12 protein-coding genes are annotated in these 18,966 nt (G+C 69.9%); 5 read left to right on the top strand and 7 right to left on the bottom strand.

All coding sequences use genetic code 11. The annotated features are described in order from the left end of the window. Window positions 1-2: 2 nt before the first annotated feature. From lepB to rpoE, 5 genes are all read right to left on the bottom strand, one after another. Window positions 3-803 carry a signal peptidase I gene (gene lepB / locus AC1PME_RS14625; RefSeq protein WP_254458698.1) on the bottom strand — a complete coding sequence of 267 codons (801 nt, stop codon included), beginning with the start codon at window positions 801-803 and terminating at the stop codon, window positions 3-5. Between the two features lie 101 nt (window positions 804-904). Next, the gene (gene lepA / locus AC1PME_RS14630; protein WP_254461445.1) at window positions 905-2,695 is read right to left on the bottom strand and encodes a translation elongation factor 4; all 1,791 of its coding nucleotides are present in this window, start codon (window positions 2,693-2,695) and stop codon (window positions 905-907) included. Window positions 2,696-2,866: 171 nt separating this feature from the next. Then, the gene (locus AC1PME_RS14635; RefSeq protein WP_481096246.1) at window positions 2,867-4,408 is read right to left on the bottom strand and encodes a DegQ family serine endoprotease; all 1,542 of its coding nucleotides are present in this window, start codon (window positions 4,406-4,408) and stop codon (window positions 2,867-2,869) included. A gap of 100 nt (window positions 4,409-4,508) precedes the next feature. Beyond that, a complete protein-coding gene (locus tag AC1PME_RS14640) occupies window positions 4,509-5,468 on the bottom strand; it encodes a sigma-E factor negative regulatory protein (RefSeq protein WP_481096247.1) in 960 nt (319 codons plus the stop codon). Next, entirely contained in the window at window positions 5,465-6,085 is a 621-nt protein-coding gene (gene rpoE / locus AC1PME_RS14645; RefSeq protein WP_010340494.1) for an RNA polymerase sigma factor RpoE, read from the bottom strand. The genes AC1PME_RS14640 and rpoE overlap by 4 nt, the downstream gene beginning before the upstream one ends. A 238-nt stretch (window positions 6,086-6,323) precedes the next feature. Between rpoE and AC1PME_RS14650 the strand changes: the two genes are divergently transcribed. Further along, window positions 6,324-8,387, top strand: a complete 2,064-nt coding sequence (locus AC1PME_RS14650; RefSeq protein WP_481096248.1) for a 3-hydroxyacyl-CoA dehydrogenase NAD-binding domain-containing protein — start codon at window positions 6,324-6,326, stop codon at window positions 8,385-8,387. A 245-nt stretch (window positions 8,388-8,632) separates the two neighbouring features. On the opposite strand, the gene AC1PME_RS14655 is transcribed toward AC1PME_RS14650, so the two are convergent. Beyond that, window positions 8,633-9,652 carry a cation diffusion facilitator family transporter gene (locus AC1PME_RS14655; protein WP_481096249.1) on the bottom strand — a complete coding sequence of 340 codons (1,020 nt, stop codon included), beginning with the start codon at window positions 9,650-9,652 and terminating at the stop codon, window positions 8,633-8,635. A 389-nt stretch (window positions 9,653-10,041) separates the two neighbouring features. Then, window positions 10,042-11,049: a YeiH family protein gene (locus AC1PME_RS14660; protein WP_481096250.1), complete on the bottom strand. Its 1,008-nt coding sequence runs from the start codon at window positions 11,047-11,049 to the stop codon at window positions 10,042-10,044. Window positions 11,050-11,152: 103 nt separating this feature from the next. Between AC1PME_RS14660 and AC1PME_RS14665 the strand changes: the two genes are divergently transcribed. The 4 genes from AC1PME_RS14665 (at window position 11,153) to galA (ending at window position 18,821) form a co-directional block, all read left to right on the top strand. Continuing rightward, entirely contained in the window at window positions 11,153-12,046 is an 894-nt protein-coding gene (locus AC1PME_RS14665; protein ID WP_481096251.1) for a LysR family transcriptional regulator, read from the top strand. 328 nt (window positions 12,047-12,374) lie between these two features. Next, window positions 12,375-15,071, top strand: coding sequence for a TonB-dependent receptor (locus AC1PME_RS14670; protein WP_481096252.1), 2,697 nt, complete (start codon window positions 12,375-12,377; stop codon window positions 15,069-15,071). A gap of 16 nt (window positions 15,072-15,087) precedes the next feature. After that, window positions 15,088-16,263, top strand: a complete 1,176-nt coding sequence (locus AC1PME_RS14675; protein ID WP_481096253.1) for a glycoside hydrolase family 53 protein — start codon at window positions 15,088-15,090, stop codon at window positions 16,261-16,263. After that, window positions 16,260-18,821: a beta-galactosidase GalA gene (galA, locus tag AC1PME_RS14680; protein ID WP_481096254.1), complete on the top strand. Its 2,562-nt coding sequence runs from the start codon at window positions 16,260-16,262 to the stop codon at window positions 18,819-18,821. The genes AC1PME_RS14675 and galA overlap by 4 nt, the downstream gene beginning before the upstream one ends. Window positions 18,822-18,966: the final 145 nt, after the last annotated feature.

An 18,966-nucleotide genomic window follows, 5' to 3' on the forward strand; every position in this document is an offset into this window, starting at 1 on the left:
GGTCACTGAATCGTCGTTCCGATCCGCGACGGATCGAAACTGCCGCTGCAGAACCACCCTTCGCAATTGAGCCAGATCAGGAACGCCTTGCCGCGCAGGTTCTCCTCGGGCAGGAAATGGGTCTGGGTCCAGAACCGGCTGTCCTCGCTGTTGTCGCGATTATCGCCCATCACGAAATACTTGCCCGGCGGCACCACCCAGTCGCCCTGGCCGGCCGGGTTGTTGCGGCCCAGCCATTCCAGTTCGGTGTGGGGGTGGCCCGGCAGGTACTCGGTGAGGAGCGTGGCGCCGGTCATTTCCGCGCCCTTGCCCTTGCCCACGTACTCGCCCATGACCTTGTACTTCATCGGCGTGCCGTTGATGTACAGGGTGTCGCCGTGGAAGCCGATGCGGTCGCCCGGCAGGCCGATCACGCGCTTGATCCAGTTCTCGTCCGGCTTGTGCGGCGGCTTGAACACCACCACGTCGCCGCGCTTGGGCTCGCCGACCGGAATGATCTTCTGGTTGGTGATCGGCAGGCGGAAGCCGTAGGCGAACTTGTTGACCAGGATGAAATCGCCGACCAGCAGGTTCGGCATCATCGAGCTGGACGGGATCTTGTACGGCTCGGCGATGAAGCTGCGCAGGATCAGCACCACTGCCAGCACCGGAAAGAACGCCCGCGAGTAGTCCACCAGCACCGGCTCGGCGTCCAGCAATCCGGCCCGGGCGGCGCGGCGCTTGGCGAAGAACAGCTTGTCCAGCAGGGTGATGATGCCGGTGGCGAAAGTCAGCACCACCAGCGCGATTTCAAACCATTTCATTCTTGTTCCTTCGGAATGGGAATCGGGAATGGAGAATGGGGAATCGGGAAGGCAAGAGCATGCGCCCTTTCCATTCCCCATTCCCTATTCACGACTCCCAGCTACTTGTCCATCTGCAGCACAGCCAGGAAGGCTTCCTGCGGAATCTCCACGCGGCCGACCTGCTTCATGCGCTTCTTGCCTTCCTTCTGTTTTTCCAGCAGCTTCTTCTTGCGCGAAACGTCGCCACCATAGCACTTGGCCAGCACGTTCTTGCGCATCGCCTTGACCGTGGTGCGGGCGATGATCTGCGAGCCGATCGCGGCCTGGATCGCCACGTCGAACATCTGCCGCGGGATCAGGTCCTTCATCTTCTCGCACAGTTCGCGGCCGCGGCGGTCGGCGTGGCTGCGGTGGGCGATCAGCGACAGCGCATCGACCTTGTCGCCGTTGATCAGCACGTCCACGCGCACGAACGGGCCGGCGTCGAAGCGCACGAAGTGGTAGTCCAGCGAGGCGTAGCCGCGGCTGACCGACTTGAGCTTGTCGAAGAAGTCCAGCACCACCTCGGCCATCGGCAGTTCGTAGCTGATCTGCACCTGGCTGCCCAGGTAGTTGATGCCGATCTGGCTGCCGCGCTTTTCCTCGCACAGCTTGATGATGTTGCCGATGTATTCCTCGGGGGTGAGGATGTTGGCGCGGATGATCGGCTCGCGGATCTCCTCGACCATGTTCACCGGCGGCAGCTTGGCCGGGTTGTCCATGCTGATGATGCTGCCGTCGGTCTTCAGCACTTCGTAGACCACCGTCGGCGCGGTGCTGATCAGGTCCAGGTTGTACTCGCGCTCCAGCCGCTCCTGCACGATCTCCATGTGCAGCATGCCCAGGAAGCCGCAGCGGAAGCCGAAGCCCATCGCTTCGGAGCTTTCCGGCTCGAAGCGCAGCGCCGCGTCGTTCAGGCGCAGCTTGTCCAGCGCCTCGCGCAGGTTGGTGTAGTCCTCGGCGTCGACCGGGAACAGGCCGGCGAACACGCGCGGCTGCATCTCCTGGAAACCCGGCAGCGGCTTGGCCGCCGGGTCGCCGGCCAGGGTCAGGGTGTCGCCGACCGGCGCGCCGTGCACGTCCTTGATGCTGGCGGTGACCCAGCCGACCTCGCCCGCGCGCAGCGCCGGCAGCACCTTGCGCTTGGGCGTGAACACGCCGACGCTGTCGACTTGGTGGGTGCGGCCGGTGGACATCACCAGCAGCTTGTCGCCGGCCTTGATCTCGCCCTGCATCACCCGCACCAGCGAGACCACGCCCAGGTAGTTGTCGAACCAGGAGTCGATGATCAGCGCCTGCAGCTTGTCGGTGTCGCGCGGCACCGGCGGCGGAATGCGCTGCACGATCGCCTCCAGCACGTCGCGCACGTTCAGCCCGGTCTTGGCGCTGACCGCCACCGCGTCGGTGGCGTCGATGCCGATCACCGCCTCGATCTCGGCCTTGGCGCGGTCGATGTCGGCGGTGGGCAGGTCGATCTTGTTCAGCACCGGCACCACTTCCAGGCCCTGCTCCACCGCGGTGTAGCAGTTGGCCACCGACTGCGCTTCCACGCCCTGCGCCGCGTCCACCACCAGCAGCGCGCCCTCGCAGGCGGCCAACGAGCGGCTGACCTCGTAGGAGAAGTCGACGTGGCCGGGGGTGTCGATGAAGTTCAGGTGGTAGACCTGCCCGTCCTGCGCGGTGTACGGCAGCGATACGGACTGGGCCTTGATGGTGATGCCGCGCTCGCGCTCGATCGGGTTGGAGTCGAGCACCTGCGCCTCCATCTCGCGCGCCTGCAGGCCGCCGCAGAGTTGGATGATGCGATCGGCCAGGGTCGATTTGCCGTGGTCGACATGGGCGATGATGGAGAAGTTGCGGATGTTCCGCATCGAATCAGAGGACATGAGGTGGGCGGCGGCCAGGACCGTCGTCAGGATAACGGGCCATTATCGCATGGCCGGCGGCCGCTGGTGACGGCCGCCGGTTTCGCCCCCGTCCCTGGCACCGATCCGTCCGGATCGGCGCCAGGGACGGCGCCCGGCCACGGCCGGGCGCACGGATCAGCCGCCGGCGCGCACCGCGACGAAGCTGGTGGCGTCGCGGACGCGGATCAGCAGCATCACCACGTCGCCCTTCTTGTAGGCGCCCAGTTGCTGGTTCAGCGCGGCCACGCTGCCGACCGGGGTGCGCCCGACCTGCAGGATCACCATGCCCGGCACCAGCTGCGCCTCGCGCGCCGCGCGCCCGGTCACCGCGGTGATGCGCACGCCCTTGCCCGGCTCCACGCCCAGTTGCTGGCGGGTGGCGGCATCCAGGTCGGCCACCTCGATGCCGAGCAGGGCGTTGGCGCCGGTGGCCGGGGCGGCGTTGTCGCCGACCACCGGGCCGGCACTGGCCTGGGTGTCGTCGGCCAGCGCGGTCAGTTGCACGGTCAGCTCGCGCGGCTTGCCGTCGCGCAGGATGCCCAGGCGCACCTTGGTGCCAGGCTGCATCGCGCCGATCATCGGCGGCAGGTCGCTGGAGGCGCCGATCTCGGTGCCGTTGACCGTGCGGATCACATCGCCCACTTCCAGCCCGGCCTTGGCCGCCGGGCTGCCCTGGACCAACTGGTTGACCAGGGCGCCGCGGGTATCCGGCAGGCCCAGGCCCTGCGCCTTCAGCGAATCGATGGCGCCGACCATGACCCCGAGCTGGGCGCGGGTGACCTTGCCGGTCTTCTTGATCTGTTCGACCGCGCTCATCGCCAGGTCGATCGGGATCGCGAAGCTGATGCCCATGTAGCCGCCGGAGGCGGAGAAGATCTGCGAGTTGATGCCGACCACCTCGCCGCGGGTGTTGAGCAGCGGGCCGCCGGAGTTGCCCTGGTTGATCGCCACGTCGGTCTGGATGAACGGCACGTAGCGCTGGTCGGCGTAGGGATTGCTGCGACCGGTGGCGCTGACGATGCCGGCGGTGACCGAGTGGTCCAGGCCGAACGGCGAGCCGATCGCCACCACCCACTGGCCGGGCTTGAGCAGGTTGGAGTCGCCGATGCGCACCGTCGGCAGGTTCTTGCCGTCGATCTTCAGCAGCGCCACGTCGTACTGCTGGTCGCTGCCGACCACCTTGGCGGTGAATTCGCGGCGGTCGGTGAGCTTGACCTTGACCTCGCTGGCGCCGTCGACCACGTGGTGGTTGGTCAGCACGTAGCCGTCGGGCGAGATGATGAAGCCCGAGCCCATCGAGCGACCGGCCGGCGCGCCATCGTCGTCGTCCGGCCCGCGGCCGCCGCGCGGCTGCCCGGGCATGCCCGGCATGCCGTCCGGGCCGAAGAAGCGCCGGAAGAACTCGGGGATCTGGTCGTCGTCGGGCATGCCGCCGCCGGAGCGCGCGGCCGCGGCGCGACGGCTGATGGTGGTCTCGACGTTGACCACGCCCGGGCCGACCTGCTCGACCAGCCGGGTGAAATCGGGAAGGTTGCCGACCAGCTGCGGCGCCGGCGCGGACTGCGCGGCCGGCGGCGTGGCGCTGGCGGCGCTGGGGCTGGGCTGCTGCGCACAGGCGACCAGCGGCACGGTCAGCGCCAGCAGGCCCAGCAAATGGTGGCGGATACGGTGAGTCATCGGACGCGAGCCTCCGGTTCGGGAAGGGGAACAACGAGGGGACGAAGCAACGGGGACCACGCGCCGGAGGAGAAGCACCGCCTCCGGCCGGCGCGTGGGGTCAAGGCTGCTGTTGCGGCGGCGGGTTGGCCGCGGCGTCGGCAGGCAGCCGGGGTTCGAACGGATAGAACGCCGCCGGGTCCGCGCCGCTGTACGGGAAGCTGGCGGTGAATGCGCTGTCGGCGGCGGCCGCCGGCAGCGTCGAGCGCGGCCACGGCCGGGCCTGCAACGGCGTTGCCGGATGTCCGAACGGATCGCTGGCGCGTTGCGCGACCAGCGTCGGCGCGGCGACCGGCGCCACGAACGGAGCCTGCGCCGGCGCCAGGGCTTGCGGCCTGGCCGGTGCCGCCGCGGCGTAGGCGCGCTCGGACGGCGCGCTGCGGGGCCGCGCGGCTTGCTCGCTGCGCGCGGCCTCGCGGCGCGCCGCCGCTTCCTGGCGACGGCTGGCGGCGATCGCCACCGCCGGCGCCGCAGCGACGGCCGCCGCGAGGTCGCCCTGCGGATCGGCCGGTGCCGGTGCAGGCGTCTGGCCCTGCGGCGTGGCGGCAGCGGGCGTCGGGGTCGGCGTGGTGGCATCGGCGACCTGTGCCGGCGGCAGCGCCTCGGGGGTCTGCGGCAGGCGCTGGGTCACGAACAGGGCCAGCAAGGCGACCGAGGCGGCCAGGGCCGCACTGCCGCCCCAACGCCAGGTCCGGCGCTTGCCGGCCGCGCTGGTAGCCTCGGCACGCGCGGCGTGCTGCGCTTCGGCGGCTACCGCCTGGCGCACGCGCGCACTGAAATCGGTGGGCGCCGGCACGCTGACGCGGCCGCGCAGGATGTCGCCGCACAGCTGCCAGCGCTCGTGGCAGCCGGACAGTTCCTCGTCGTGTTGCAGCCGGCGCAGCACGAAACGCGCTTCGTCGGCCGGCAGTTCGCCGTCGATCAAGGCGGACAGTTGCTGCCGGTAGTGCAGCTCGAACTTGTCCGGCGCTACGCTGCCGGGGGCCGGCGCGGGCTTGGGAAAGGGCGTGCTATCGGTCATACGCGGTGTCGCTCACGGGTGGCGCTGTCGGTATCCAGCAGGGGACGGAGTTCGGCGTCGATGGCCTCGCGGGCGCGGAAGATCCGCGACCGCACGGTGCCGATCGGGCAGCCCATCTTCTGCGCGATGTCCTCGTAGCTCATGCCCTCCACCTCGCGCAGGGTGATGGCGGTGCGCAATTCCTCCGGCAAGGCGTCGACCGCCTTCATCACCGTGCGTTCCAGCTCCTGGCGCATCAGCTCGCGCTCGGGCGTATCGGTGTCGCGCAGCCGGGTGCCGCTGTCGAACTGCTCGGCATCGAGCACGTCGACGTCGTCGGTGGGCGGCCTGCGGTTGTGCGCGACCAGGTAATTCTTGGCGGTATTCACGGCGATCCGGTGCAACCATGTGGAGAACTGGGCGTCGCCGCGGAAACTCCCTATCGCGCGGTAGGCGCGGATAAAGGTGTCCTGGGCCACGTCCTGACATTCGCTCCAGTCGGCGATGTAGCGCCCGATCAAGCCGACGATCCGATGCTGGTACTTGCGCACCAGCACATCGAACGCCGCGCTCTCGCCGCGCTGCACACGCCGGACCAGTTCCAGGTCCAGCTCCTGAGGTGTTTCGACATCGGCCATAGCGGGCCGCACTCCTGTCAGCCCAACCTACGTCGGACCCTCTGACCGCCAATTCGGAAAAAAGTTCAGCGTCCCTCAGCGGATCGCCGCCCCACGACGTTAACCGGCGTTCCGTTAGGCTGGCGCAAGGCCAGCGGTCACGGGACCCGCCTCAATTCCCTGCATTGGGATTTGACGCGACGGAAACAACCTCTGGATGATAACGATCTTCTCCATACACAAGCGGATGGTCCTCCCCATGCTTTCAGGCTTCGACGGGCTCCGATTCAGTCACTGGCAAGCGGACTTCCGCGGCGACGGCGTCGTCGTGCTCAGCCTCGACCGTCAGGACGCGCCCGTCAACGCGCTGTCGCAGGACGTGCTGCTGGAGCTGGGCGACCTGCTCGAGCGCATCGCCATCGATCCGCCCAAGGGCGTGGTGATCCGCTCGGCCAAGGACAACGGCTTCATCGCCGGCGCCGACCTCAAGGAGTTCCAGGAGTTCGACCGCCGCGGCACCGTCAACGACGCCATCCGCCGCGGCCAGGCCACCTTCCAGAAACTGGCCGAGTTGCCCTGCCCTACGGTCGCGGCGATCCACGGCTTCTGCATGGGCGGCGGCACCGAGATCGCCCTGGCCTGCCGCTACCGCGTCGCCTCCAGCGATGCGGCCACCCGCATCGGCCTGCCCGAGACCAAGCTCGGCATCTTCCCCGGCTGGGGCGGCAGCGCGCGCCTGCCGCGGCTGATCGGCGCGCCGGCGGCGATGGACCTGATGCTCACCGGCCGCACCGTGTCGGCGTCGGCGGCACGCGCGATTGGGCTGGTCGACAAGGTCGCCGCCCCGGCCGTGCTCACCGATACCGCGGTGGCGTTGGCGCTGTCCGGCAGCGCCCGCCCCTTCAAGCAGCGCGCCACCGCCTGGGCCACCAATACCTGGCCGGCGCGCAAGCTGCTGGCGCCGCAGATGCGCAAGCAGGTGGCGCGCAAGGCGCGCAAGGAGCACTACCCGGCGCCCTACGCCCTGATCGGGGTATGGGAGCGCAGCGGCGGCAGCGGCATCCAGGCGCGCCTGGACGCCGAGCGCAAGGCGGTGGTCAAGCTGGCCAGCACGCCGACCGCGCGCAACCTGATCCGCATCTTCTTCCTCACCGAGCGGCTCAAGGCGCTGGGCGGCAAGGACCACGGCATCCGCCACGTGCACGTGGTCGGCGCCGGGGTGATGGGCGGCGACATCGCCGCCTGGTCGGCCTACAAGGGCTTCGAGGTGACCCTGCAGGATCGCGAGCAGCGCTTCATCGACGGTGCGCTGAGCCGCGCCGGCGAGCTGTTCGCCAAGCGGGTCAAGGACGACAGCAAGCGCCCGGCGGTGGCGGCGCGGCTGAAGGGCGACCTGGCCGGCGACGGCGTGCCGACCGCCGACCTGGTGATCGAGGCGATCATCGAGAACCCGCAGGCCAAGCGCGAGCTGTACCAGGCGCTGGAGCCGCGCATGCAGCCGACCGCGCTGCTCAGCACCAACACCTCCTCGATCCCGCTGACCGAGCTGCGCGAGCACATCCAGCGCCCGGCGCAGTTCGGCGGCCTGCACTACTTCAACCCGGTGGCGCAGATGCCGCTGGTGGAAATCGTCTGCCACGACGGCCTGGCGCCGGAGAACCAGAAGCGCCTGGCCGCCTTCTGCAAGGCGATCGACAAGCTGCCGGTACCGGTCGCCGGCACGCCCGGCTTCCTGGTCAACCGCGTGCTGTTCCCGTACATGCTGGAAGCGGCGACCGCCTATGCCGAAGGCATTCCCGGCCCGGCGATCGACAAGGCCGCGGTCAAGTTCGGCATGCCGATGGGCCCGATCGAACTGATCGACACGGTGGGCCTGGACGTGGCCGCCGGCGTCGGCGCCGAGTTGGCGCCGTTCCTGGGCCTGCCGATCCCCGCGGCGCTGCAGACGGTGGAGCCGGGCAAGCGCGGCAAGAAGGACGGCCAGGGCCTGTACGCCTGGGAGAACGGCCGCGCCAAGAAGCCGGAGCTGCCGAAGGACTACCACGCCCCGGACGACCTGGAAGACCGCCTGATCCTGCCGCTGCTCAACGAGGCGGTGGCCTGCCTGCACGAAGGCGTGGTCGCCGATGCCGACCTGCTCGATGCCGGCGTGATCTTCGGCACCGGCTTCGCCCCGTTCCGCGGCGGCCCGATCCAGCACATCCGTGCCGCCGGCGCCGACGTGCTGCTGGCGCGCCTGCGCGCCCTGCAGGCGCGCTACGGCGAGCGCTTCGCGCCGCGCCCGGGCTGGGATGCGCCGGCATTGCGCGAACCGGTGGTCTGAGCGTCGCACCGGCGTCCCGTAGGAGCGGCTTCAGCCGCGACAGGCGTTCCAGGGGACGCCCGTCGCGGCTGAAGCCGCTCCTACGCCACCCACGCATGCACCTGACCTGGCAACCCGCCAGGCGTACAGACCAGAAGATCTTGTAGCAGCGGTATCAACCGCGACCAGCATTCCCGCCAAACCCTGGCAGCCACTCCCGAACAGGGCGCCGTGCCCGCACGGGCATCATCCCGCGGCGGTACGGCTTACGGATGCGAATGCCCATGCGCATGGCCATGCCGATGCGGGGGATGGCCGTGATCGTGCCCGTGGTGCGCGTCGTGGCCATGCTCGCCATGATGATCGTGACCACCGCCCTCGCCCGCCGCAGCCGGCGTGCCGCACGGCGTGGCGCCGCAATGGCCGGCTTCCATCTGCAGGGTGATGTGGTCGATGCCGAAGCGCCCATGCAGCCCGTCGCACAGCACCGCGCGCAGCGCGTCGGCGTCGCCGCCGTCGACCACCACCACGTGCGCGGTCAGCGCCGGGGTGCTGGAGGCCAGCGCCCACACGTGCAGGTCGTGCACGCTGGCCACGCCGGGCGCCGCCTGCAGATACCCCCGCACCGCATCCAGGTCCACGCCCTTGGGCACGCCTTCCAGCAGCACGTTGACCGCCTCGCGCAGCAGCACCCAGGTCCGCGGCAGCACCCACAGGCCGATCAGCACCGCCAGGATCGGATCGATCAGCTTCCAACCGGTGAGGCGGATCGCCAGTGCGCCGACGATCACCGCGACCGAGCCCAGCATGTCGCTCCATACTTCCAGGTAGGCGCCCTTCATGTTGAGGCTCTCGCCGCTGCCGGCCTTGAGCAGGCGCATCGAGATCAGATTGATCAGCAGGCCGAACGCGGCGATGCCGAGCATGCCGACGGTGGCGATCTCCTGCGGCTGGCGGAAACGCTGCACCGCCTCCCACAGAATGTAGCCGGCGACCACGAACAGCAGCGCGCCGTTGACCAGCGCGCCCAGCGCTTCCAGCCGGGCGTAGCCGTAGCTGCGCTTGGCGTCGGGCGGGCGCCGGCTCAGCCGCACCGCGATCAGCGCGATCATCAGCGCCAGCGTGTCGGTGGCCATGTGCGCGGCGTCCGACAACAGCGCCAGGCTGTTGGTCACGAACGCGCCGGCCACCTCCACCACCAGGAACAGCGCGGTGAGGCCGAGCGCCCACCACAGGGGTTGCTCGTGACGGATCTCGGTAGGGGCGTGGCTGTGATCGTGTCCCATGGGGCAACCGGGCGGCGATGCGGAGGAAGATGGCCGCTACCTTAGGCCGCCGCCAGCGCGGAGACTATTACACCGTGCGTCGGCGGCACGGCGCGCCATTGCAGGCGACCTGTCGCCCATGGGCGCGGAAGGCGCACCGAGCGGATGCAGGGATGCACGCTCGCGCCGACGCTCGCCAGGAGCGAACCCGATTCCACCGAGGACAGCGCGCGGGAAACATCACCGCGAACGCACCGTTGCCGTGCGGGTCCCGGCACTGCTGCACCGCCCTCTGCATGACAGGTGTCGCCATGCTCCACGGCGCTTGGTGAGCGCATGATCGAACGCGGGTGCAGGCGATGCGAAATGCCCACTCGCCTGATCGCAGGCGTGCACGGCAGCGCCCGCGCCTACGGCAACCAGCGCAGCAGCAGCACGCTGAGGCTGGCCAGCGCCAGCAGCGACAGCGTCCCGGCGGCCAGCACGCGGCCACCGGATGCGAGCACCGTGCGCAGGTTCACCGACAGGCCCAGCGCGGCCATCGCCACCAGGGTGAACAGCAGCGACAGCGCCTGCGCCGCCTCGATGGCCGGCGCCGGCAGCGCACCCAGCGCACGCAGGCCCATCATGCCGACGAAGCCGAACACGAACCACGGCACCAGCGTGTGCGCCGGGCGCCGCGGCGCCGGCGAGCCGCCGCGGAGCAGGCCCAGCAGCAGCATCACCGGCCCCAGCATCAGCACCCGCATCAACTTGACCAGTGCGCCCACCTGCGCGCTCACCGCGCCCACCGGCACGGTCGCCGCCAGCACCTGCGGCACGGCGTACACGGTCATGCCGGCGAGGATGCCGTAGTGGCGCTGGTCCAGGCCCAGCACGGGCACCGCCAACGGCAGCAGCAACACCACCAGCACGCCCAGCGCGGCGGTGAACGCGATCGAGGCGGCGACGTCGTCGGAGTCGGCCTCGATCACCGGCGCCGCGGCGACGATCGCCGAATTGCCGCAGATCGCGTTGCCGCAGGCGACCAGGGTGGCCAGCCGCGACGGCAGCCCCAGCGCGCGGCCGATGCCGTAGCCGAGCGCGATCGCCAGCAGCACCACCACGGCGATGGCGCCCAGCAACACGCCCCCTGCCGCGCAGATGGCGCCGAGGCCGACCGAGGCGCCGAGCAGCACGATCGCCAGTTCCAGCGGCAGCTTGGCGGCGAAGGCGATGCCCGCGTGGGTGGACGGCGGCAGCCGCCAGGCCGTGCGCAGCAGGGTGCCGAGCACGATCGCGAACACCAGCGCGTCGATCCAGCGCCGGCCCAGCCACTGCAGTTGCGCGCGTTCGGCCAGCCAGGCCAACGCCGCCACCCCGAGGGCCAGGGCCAGCCCGGGCAGCAAGGCCGACGGTCTCTGCAACTGCGTACGCATGGGAGCGATCCGGATCGAAGTGGCGGCAGGGTGCGCCCGCGAACCGTTTCGATCCATCGCATAATTTCGCACACTTCATTCGTCTTATCCGAATGGTTCTCACATGACGCTGGAACAACTCGCACTGTTCGTGGCGGTGGCCGAGCGCCAGCACCTGACCCTGGGCGCGCAGGCCGCGCACCGCACGCCCTCGGCCGCCAGCGCCGCGATCAAGGCACTGGAACGCCAGTACGGGGTGGCGCTGTTCGACCGGGTCGGCCGCGGCCTGGCGCTGACCGCGGCCGGCGCGGCGTTCTGCGAGGATGCCAAGGCGATCCTGGCACGCAGCCGCGCCGCCGAACTGGCGCTGAGCGAATGGCGCGGCGTGCTGCGCGGCACCCTCGACCTGCATGCCAGCCAGACCGTGGCCAGCTACTGGTTGCCGACCCGGCTGATGGCGTTCCATGCGCGCTATCCGCAGATCGAGATCCGTCTGAGCGTGGGCAACACCGACAGCGTGGCGCGCGCGGTGCGCGAGGGACGCGCCGAACTGGGCTTCGTCGAGGGCCGGGTGCAGGCCGCGGAGCTACTGAGTTCGCCGCTGGACCACGACCGGCTGAGCGTGGTGGCCGCACCGGGCCACCCGCTGGCCGGGCGCCGCCGCCCCGGACTGGCGCGGCTGGTCGCCGACAGCACCTGGATCATGCGCGAGCCCGGCTCGGGCACGCGCTCGGCGTTCGAGGCGGCGTTGCGCGCCGCCGGCATCGCCCCCGAGCGCCTGCGCGTGGCCCTGTCCCTGCCCTCCAACGAAGCGGTGCTGTCGGCGGTGCAGGCCGGGCCCAGCCTGGCGGCGATCTCGCAGCTGGCCGCGGCGCCGTGGCTGGAGAGCGGCCGCCTGCAGCGCCTTGCCGTAACGCTGGGCGAACGCAGCTTCCATGCGCTGCGCCACCGCGAACGCAGCCTGGGCGCGGCGGCGGCCGCCCTGCTCGGCTTGCAGGCCCCATCCGCGGCGGCCTGAACGCCGGGCGGGCCGGCAACGCGGCGCCGCGCGCGACATCCATTCCAAAACAAGATAGCCCTCGGCAAATGCTTCATTGGAATGGAATGCCTGGCGCTTCTATCCTCGCTCCCGGTCTCTCGCGCGCCAAGACAGCGGAAGGGGGATGTCCACGGCGCCGCCGCCGGACATGCCACGCACGCCCGACCGCGCCGCCAGATACGTCATCGAGGACAACGATCGGGACAGCCTGCAGACATGGTTGGCGCCCCGCCGCTGTTCCCAGGGCCGGACTGTTCCGGCCCACGCCAATTTGCTCGGTCACTTTTTGTCCTGGGAGGGAACAAAAATGCCTTTGGAACAGTCCCGTCGCCTGGTCGGCGGGCGTGCGCATCGCCCTGCCGCCCGCACCCTGCTGGGCGCGGCCATCGTCCTGGCCCTGTCCGGCAGCTTCGCCGCGCATGCGCAGAGCGCCACCGCCGATCCGGCGGCCACGGCCACGCCCCCTGCCACGCCCGAGGCCAAGAACGGCCAGCAACCGGTCACCCTGGACAACGTGATGGTGGTCGGCCAGCGCGCCAGCCTGGAACAGGCGGTGCAGGCCAAGCAGCTCGACGACCACGTGGTCGAGGTGATCTCCGCCGACAACATGGGGCAGATGCCCAACGTCACCGTGGCCGAGGCGCTGGTGCGCCTGCCCGGCGTCAACGGCACCCGCGACCGCGGCAACGAAAGCCTGGCCACGGTGCGCGGCCTCGGCCCGCGCATGACCATGGGCACGGTCAACGGCCGCGAGATCGCCTCCTCCGAACCCAACCGCGCGGTGCGCTGGGAGGTGTTCCCCACCGAGATCGTCTCCACCGTCAAGGTCTACAAGACCCCGTCGGCAGACCTGATCGCCGGCGGCATCGCCGCCACCGTGGACATCTCCACCATCAACCCGCTCGACCACACCGGCCCGACCTTCGTCGCCACCGCCGGCCCGGTCTACTACGACGAGGCCAAGGACGCGCGCGACTATTCGCCGTGGGGCCAGCGCCTGGGCGCGAGCTGGATCCACCGCATCAACGACAACCTGGCGGTCGCGCTCGGCGCCACCTACCAGAAGCAGAAGAACGCCGGCGTCTCGATCGGCACCTGGGGCTACACCGACGCCAGCAACGCGCGCGACGTCGATGGCGACGGCAAGGTCGACTACACCCCGTGGGGCGCGGCCGACCAGCTCAAGCTGACCGAGCAGACCCGCACCGGCGCCATGGGCACCGTGCAGTGGCGCTCGGGCAACCTGGAACTCAAGCTCGACGGCCTGTACTCGCGCATCCGCATCGACGAGGACCAGCGCCAGAACTGGTTCAACAACCTCGGCTACAGCATCTACTCCGCCAGCAACCCGTACACCACGCCCGGCTCGTCCTACACCATCGTCGATGGCGACGTGGTCGCCGGCACCCTGGCCAATTCCAATCTGCAGGTGGACCACGTCATCGCCAACTACGACGAGGTCAAGACGCTGGCGGCCGGCGGCCTCAACGCCAAGTGGCGCGGCGATGTATGGACGCTGGGCAGCGACCTGTCGTTCTCGCAGGCCAAGCGCGACAACGACTGGCGCGCGGTGCGCTTCGGCAGCAACCCGGACACGGTGTCGTTCGACTTCCGCCACGGCGTCACCCCCACCATCAGCACCAGTTCCGACGCGCCGGAATGGGGGATCAGCGGCCAGACCGAACCGCAGGCACTGCGCGACCGCATCGCCGCCTTGGCGCTGAGCGCCAGCCGTGCGATCGAGGATTCGCCGATCACCGCGCTGGAGTTCGGCGCACGCGCCGCGCGCCGCGAGAAGCAGAACCGCCACTTCACCAGCTTCCAGTCCGGCTATAGCCAGCCGATCTCGGCCTACCAGGATCTGATCTACCCGGAGACGATGCCGGACCTGAACGTGCCGACCCTGACCGGCGGCGACCTGGACGCGATCGCCAGGCTCGGCTTCGGCGGCTTCGATCCCAGCCTGGCCGTCGAGCAGCGCCTGGACCACTGGAACGTGGAGGAGAACGTGCGCGAGGCCTTCGCCAAGGCGGTGTTCAGTTCGCAGTGGTTCGGCGTGGACGTCACCGGCAACGCCGGCGTGCGCCTGGTCCACACCGACACCGACAGCCACGGCTACGACACCGTCGGCGGCGCGCTGCAGCCGAGCAGCGCCGGCAAGACCTACACCGACGTGCTGCCCAGCGCCACGGTCAACTTCCTGATCGATCCCGAGCGCATCCTGCGCGTCTCGGTAGCCAAGGTGATGGCGCGGCCGCCGCTGGACGAACTGCGCACCGGGCGCGCGCTCGACGACCCCAACACCACCGTCGGCCAGCTCACCGGCAGCGGCGGCAACCCGCAGCTCAACCCGTTCCGCGCCACCCAGCTCGACCTGTCCTACGAGTGGTACTTCCACAAGGAAGCACTAGCCGCGTTGGCGCTGTACCGCAAGTGGGTGGATTCGAGCATCGGCTACAAGACCCAGCACGAGACCATCGACGGCCGCGACTACCTGATCAGCGGCCCGTTCAACGGCGGCGGCGGCTACATCAACGGTGCCGAGCTGACGTTCCAGACCCCGTTCTTCTTCATCCCGCACCTGGAGAACTTCGGCATCTACTCGAACTACTCGTACGTGGAATCCAACCTGCACGAGTTCTCGCCGGCGGACAATCCGCTGCCGCTCAGCGGCCTGGCGCGCAACACCGGCACGCTGGACCTCTGGTACAACAACGGCAGCTTCGAAGCGCGGATCGGCTACAAGTACCACAGCCCCTACACCGTGGTGTACGGCTGGAACGCGGCGCGGCTGGCGCGGCTGGAGAGCGAAGGCACGGTGGACCTGAGCCTGGCATGGCGCTACAGCGACCACCTGGGCTTCAAGTTCCAGGTCGGCAACCTGACCAACGAGCCGCTGCGCGCGTACAGCGACAACAAGCGCAATCGCCTGGCTAACCAGGACGACGGCGGCTACCAGTTGTTCGGCCGCCGCTTCGCCCTGGAAGCGACCTACACGTTCTGAGCCGGTGGAGACCCGCATGCGATCCAAACGCACCTGGCTGCCGGCGCTCGCGCTGGCCCTCGCCGCCGCCCTCGCCACGCCCATGGCCGGCGCCGGCACGCTGTACCTCGGCGCCGACCTGTCCTACGTCAACGAGATGGAGGATTGCGGCGTGCAGTACCGCGACCACGGCACGGTGCGCGACCCGTTCGAACTGTTCCACACGCACGGCGCCAACCTGGTGCGCGTGCGCCTGTGGAACGATGCGCGCTGGACCCGCTACAGCGACCTGAGCGACGTCAAGAAGACCATCCGCCGCGCGCGCGCGCAGGGCATGCAGGTGCTGCTGGACTTCCACTACTCCGACGACTGGGCCGACGGCGACAAGCAACTGATCCCCAAGGCCTGGGCCAGCATCACCGACCAGGACGAACTGGCGCGCACGCTGTACGGCTTCACCTACGACACGCTGAGCGCGCTGGACCGCGCCGGGCTGATGCCGGAACTGGTGCAGGTAGGCAACGAGAGCAACTCCGACCTGATGGACAGCCAACCCTGGGACAAGCGCCGGCCGATCGACTGGCGCCGCAACGCCAAGCTGTTCAACGCCGGCATCCAGGCGGTGCGCGACGCCGGCGCACGCTCGTCGATCAAGCCGAAGGTGATGCTGCACATCGCCCAGCCGGAGCACGTGGAGCCGTGGTTCGCCGCCGCGGCCAAGGCCGGCGTGCGCGACTTCGACTTCATCGGCATCAGCTACTACCGCAAGTGGTCGCGCGAGACCATGGACCAGCTCGGCGCCACCATCAAGCGCCTGCGCCAGCACTACCCGGCCGAGGTGATGGTGGTGGAGACCGCCTACCCGTGGACGCTGGAAAGCGGCGACCCCTCGCCCAACCTGCTCGGCGCCGATTCGCTGATCCCGGGCTACCCGGCCACGCCGCAGGGCCAGTTGAAATATCTGGTGGACCTCACCCAACTGGTGGTCGACAACGGCGGCAGCGGCGTCGTGTACTGGGAACCGGCCTGGACCAGCAATACCTGCAAGACCCGCTGGGGCGTCGGCTCCTCATGGGAGAACGCCAGCTTCTTCGATTTCCGCCACGGCAACGAACTGCTACCCGGCATCGGCTTCATGCAGCACGCCTACAGGCCGGCCCCGGCTACGGCCGCGGGCACCTCTGCCGCGCCCGCGCAGGACCCGCGGCCATGATCGAACTGAGCCGACGCGACCTGCTGCGCTCGCTGGTCGCCGGCGGCGTGCAGGTGGCGGTGCCCGGTGCCGCTGCGGCCCTGGCGCCGGCCGCGCTCGCGGCTGCGCCTGCCAGCGACAACGCCATGCCGCCACTGCCGCTGGACCTGGACGACGACGCACCGCGCCAGCGCCTGCTGTGCGATGGCGGCTGGCGTTTCCACCTCGGCCACGCCGACGACCCGGCGCGCGACTTCCATTTCGGCACCTTCCAGCGCACCTACGCCAAGGCCGGCAAGGACACCGCCGACGCCGCCCTGCTCGCCTTCGACGACAGCGACTGGGAGCGCATCGACCTGCCGCACGACTGGGCGGTGGCGCTGCCGCCGCGCCAGGACCCGACCTCCACCCTGGTCAATGGCGAAGACCCGGCCGCCGCGCACGGCTACACGCCGCTGGGCCGCACCGATCCGCAGACCAGCATCGGCTGGTACCGGCGCGTGCTGGAGATCCCGGCCGAGGACCTGGGCAAGCGGATCAGTCTGGAATTCGACGGCGTGTTCCGCGACTGCCTGGTGTTCTGCAACGGCCACATCGTCGGCCGCAACGGCAGCGGCTACTGCGGCTTCGAGGTCGACCTCAGCGACGTACTCGACTACGGCGCCAGGAACATCATCGCGGTGCGCGTGGACGCCACGCTCGGCGAAGGCTGGTTCTACGAAGGCGCCGGCATCTACCGCCACGTCTGGCTGCGCACCACCGACGCGCTGCACGTGCCGATGGACGGCGTCTACGTGCGCAGCGTCTGGGACGGCGGCGACGCGCAGGCGCTGGTGGAGACCGAACTCGGCAACAGCGGCGCCGAACCGCGCCAATGCAGCGTGGTGTCGGTGATCCGCGCGCCGGACGGGCGCATCGTCGCCCAGGCCAGCTCCGCACCGGTCACGGTCGAAGCGGGCGTGGTGCAGCATGTGCAGCAGACCCTGGACCTGGGCACGCCGCTGCCGTGGTCGCCAGAGAACCCGCAGCGCTACACACTGTCCACGCGCGTGCTCGGCGATGGCCGCACCTGCGACGCGACCACCACGCACTTCGGCGTGCGCCGCCTGCAGTTCGACCCGCAGCGCGGCCTGCTGCTCAACGGCGCGGCGTACAAGCTGCACGGCACCAACAACCACCAGGACCATGCCGGCGTCGGCACCGCCATTCCCGACCGCCTGCACGAATGGCGCCTGCGCCAGCTCAAGTCGATGGGCTGCAACGCCTACCGCAGCGCGCACAACCCGGCCTCGCCGGCAGTGCTGGAGCTGTGCGACCGGCTGGGCCTGCTGCTGATCGACGAGACCCGGCGCATGTCCTCCGACGACGAGGCCATGGCCGAACTGACGTCGATGGTGCGGCGCGGCCGCAACCATCCCTGCGTGATGCTGTGGTCGCTGGGCAACGAGGAGCCGCAGATGGTCACCGCGCGCGGCGCGCGCATCGTTGCGCGCATGCAGCGCCTGATCCGACGCCTGGACCCGACCCGCCCCACCACCTTCGCCATGGACAAGGGCTTCGACGACGGCGTCGGCCAGGTCGTGGACGTGGTCGGCTTCAACTACCGCACCACGCAGATGGACGCCTTCCATGCGCGCCATCCGCAGATCCCGGTCTACGGCAGCGAGACCGGCAGCACCGTCGGCGTGCGCGGCAACTACCGCACCGACGACGTGCGCGGCTACGCCCGCGCCTACGACCTCGACTACCCGTGGTGGGCGAGCAGCGCCGAGGCCTGGTGGAGCTATGTCGCGCAGCGCCCGTACATCGCCGGCGGCTTCGTCTGGACCGGCTTCGACTACCGCGGCGAGCCGACCCCGTACAACCGCTGGCCGAACGTGGCCTCGCAGTTCGGCATCCTCGACAGTTGCGGCTTCCCCAAGGACAACTACTGGTACTACCGCGCGCAATGGACCGCCGCGCCGGTACTGCACCTGTTCCCGCACTGGAACTGGGACGGCCTGCTGGAGGCGCGCGACAACGGCATGATCGACGTGTGGTGCCACAGCAACCTGGACGCGGTGGAACTGCTGGTCAACGGCGTCAGCCAGGGCCTGCAGCAGGTGCCGGCCTACGGCCACGTCGAGTGGCGCGTGCGCTACGCGCCCGGCCGCATCGAAGCGCGCGGCTACCGTGATGGCAAGCAGGTGCTGACCCAGATCCGCGAGACCGTCGGCGCCCCGGCCGCGGTACGCCTGCGCTGCGAGCGCCCCACCCTGTTGGCTGATGCGGAGGACGTGGCCGTGGTCGCGGTCGAGATCGTCGACGCACATGGCCGCCTCGTGCCCACCGCCAGCGACAACGTGCGCTTCGCCGTCCACGGCCCCGGCCGCCTGATCGGCGTGGGCAACGGCGACCCGTCCAGCCACGAAAGCGACAAGGCCGACCAGCGCCGCGCCTTCAACGGCCTGTGCATGGCGCTGCTGCAGACCACGCGCACAGCGGGCACGCTGACGTTGGAGGCCGCGGCGCCGGGGCTGGCCTCAGCGCGGCTGGCACTGCCGGTGGAACGCGCGCGGTCGCGGCCGTTCGTGGCGTAAGCGTAGATGTCCCAGCGACGCGTCAGTCCTGAGGTCGAGGCTGATGCCAGGCGGTCCGAACAGCAACAGCCTCCTCCGATCCCAGCCCCCCCATCTGGCATCCGTAAGCGATGGGGGCCTCTGCGCGCTCTTGGGATTCGACAAG

The organism is Xanthomonas sp. NCPPB 901 (assembly GCF_056725085.1).